Origin of the sequence: Myroides sp. N17-2, from assembly GCF_002286775.1 — a bacterium.
In the GTDB taxonomy this organism is placed as follows: Bacteria; Bacteroidota; Bacteroidia; order Flavobacteriales; family Flavobacteriaceae; genus Flavobacterium.
Window position 1 is genome coordinate 1 of the sequence record NZ_NSGJ01000090.1, and the last position, 2,807, is coordinate 2,807.

Annotated in this window: 2 protein-coding genes; both read right to left on the reverse strand. The window is 30.2% G+C overall.

The window, feature by feature from the left end:
* Positions 1 to 462 precede the first annotated feature (462 nt).
* Positions 463 to 2,454, reverse strand: a complete 1,992-nt coding sequence (locus tag CF599_RS19175) for an OmpA family protein (protein WP_121967521.1) — start codon at positions 2,452 to 2,454, stop codon at positions 463 to 465.
* Positions 2,455 to 2,489: 35 nt separating this feature from the next.
* Positions 2,490 to 2,807: type IX secretion system membrane protein PorP/SprF (locus CF599_RS19180; RefSeq protein ID WP_121967029.1), on the reverse strand; the 318-nt coding region annotated here is incomplete at its 5' end.

A 2,807-nucleotide genomic window follows, 5' to 3' on the forward strand; every position in this document is an offset into this window, starting at 1 on the left:
CCTAACTTTCCATTCTCAAAGCGACCTTGCACGCTCAGCACCTCATTCTGACTAACAAAAATCTTGTCATTATTGTATAAATTAATACTAGTCTCCTGTGCCTGTGTTGTAAAACATAATCCCAATATAAAAACTGACATTAATTTTTTTAAATTCAGGTATTTTCTTTTCATAAACAACTTTTTATTTAGATTCTCTTTTATAGCATTTATTATTAACTAATGGCATACTCCCACTCGCCAATTCATAACAAATTTAACAATTTAAAAAACAACAAAGTAATTATTACAAAATATTACACTATAAACCACAAATCAAGTTAAAAAAATAATTATTAACTACAAAAATATCATAATACAAGAAATAAAACACATTAAAAAGATTTTATATACAAATAACACATTGTTTACAAATAAAAAAACCTCAGTAAAACTGAGGTTTTTAATTATAAATTACTTGAGATTATAAATCTTCAACTACAAATTCACTTCTTCTGTTTTCTTGATGTTTATAAGCTGGGCAAGGAACCCCTTTATAACATTCATTAACTAACATTGAAGAGCCAAAGCCCCTACCTGTTAATCTACTTCTATTAATCCCTCTACTAACTAACCAATTCATCGTTGATTCAGCTCGTCGTTGAGACAGTAAATAATTAAAACCGTCTGATCCAGAAACATCAGTATGAGACCTAACATCAATACGCATATTAGGATACTTTCTTAAAACTTCTAATACTTTATATAATTCTCTTTCAGCATCAGGACGTATATTATATTTACCCAAATCAAAGTATATAGAATTTAATTTAAGAACTTTAAACAAATCATCTCCCACTTTAATCTCAACACCTGGTATTAATCCTTCTATAGAACTACCATTTCCACCTTCTATACCAAAATCTAATTCAACACCAGTAGATTTATTAAGAGCAGGCAATCCAAGTTCTATTGTATTATAGCCACTTTTATCAACACCCACAGTATATCCAACAGAACAAACTTTATCAATAAATTCATACATACCAGACTCATCTGTGACAACCTCTTCTACTTTTTTATGATTCGTATCATATAATACCACTTTAGCTCCAGAAATAGATTTTGAACTTAAAATATCATATACTTTACCTTTTATACTCTGATAAAGCTCCATTTCTATGCCCTCAATTTCTCTAACAAAATATAAATCATCTTTACCAACTCCTCCAGGTCTATTAGATGTCATAAAACCAAATTTACAATTAGGATCTAAATAGAAAGCAAAATCATCGTAACTACTATTAACAGAATCCCCTAAATTTATAACATCTCCTAAAGATCCATCTTCACTTATTTTAACTCCATAAATGTCTAAACCACCAAAACCTGGTCTTCCATCAGAAGCAAAATATAAAATATTGTTAGTACTAATAAAAGGAAAACTTTCACGTCCCTCTGTATTAATCTTATCACCTAAGTTTTCAGGAGTTCCAAAGCCCCCTCCTCCAAGGATTTCAACACGATATAAATCAGACTGACCATAAGTACCAGCTCTATCAGATACAAAATACAACCACTTACCATCAGGACTAATTGCTGGGTGTGCACTTTTAGAATTAGGAGCATTAAAAGGCAATTTTTCTATATTACTCCATTTATTCTTACTATCTAACGTTGCTTTATATAATTCTACATTAATAATACCTTCTTGTTTTTTTAATGGGTCTCTATTATTACTAGAAAAATACATCGTTTGTCCATCTAAAGAAAAAGTTGGTGTTGATTCATTTAATTTACCCTCAATATTCTTAGAGAATGGTTTTGAATCACCTACATACCCATCGATATAAACAGGTGCAGCATATAATTTAGTAAATGGATCATTTGTCCAACTATGGATTGCAGGATAATAATCTGTACGATTTTGTGAAGATGCAAAAACTATGTGTCCTTTATACATTGCAGCTCCATACTCAGAAAATGGAGTATTTACACGTTCCATTAATGTTGCTGTAAATGCCCCTGGATTAGCTCGTAAAGACTTTAAATATGATTTATCTGCTAGATATAATTTTACACGTAAATCTTCTTTAAACTTAGTAGCCATCATGTCCATTACTTTATCAGCTTCTGTATAATCACTTTCACTTTTTAAAGTTTGTACATATCTAAAATAAATATCAGATGATACAAATTCAGACTTTTCTTCAGAACTACTTAGTATTTTACTATACCATTTATTTGCATCCTTATACATTCCATTGTTATAATATGCATCTGCAAGATTACGATATACTTCCTGACTTGTTTCTCCTCTTTTTATAGCAGTCTCATAACTTTTTATAGCATCACTAAAAGATAAATGCTCAAACAAAAGATCTCCATATTTCGCAGACTTATTTTGAGAAAATGCTACTAAACAGCACAACGAAAAAAATATAACTTTACTATTTCTGAATATAACTCTGTTCATAAATCAATTTTATTTATTTTATAAATGAAGCTGCCCTAGAAGAAACGAGCTGTCGTAACTTTATTGTATTTATTAAACAAATCAAATCTCAAGAATACCTCGTGTGATCCAGAATTAAATCTAGCCAACTTAGAAGTATCAGCATCATAAGCATAACCTATAAACAAACCATCATTAACTTGGAATCCTGCTAATGCACTAAATCCTGCATCCATTCTATAAGCTGCACCTAAAGTAACTCTTTCTACTATTAAGAAATTTGCTGTTAAATCTACTTGCACAGGAGCTCCTGATACCGTCTTAACTAAAAATGCAGGCTTGAATTTCAAACTTGGATTCAAATCAAAGACATA

Excerpts from the sequence above, each read along its gene's own strand:
- CF599_RS19175 (WP_121967521.1), bottom strand. The coding sequence starts at position 2,454 with ATGAACAGAGTTATATTCAGAAATAGTAAAGTTATATTTTTTTCGTTG.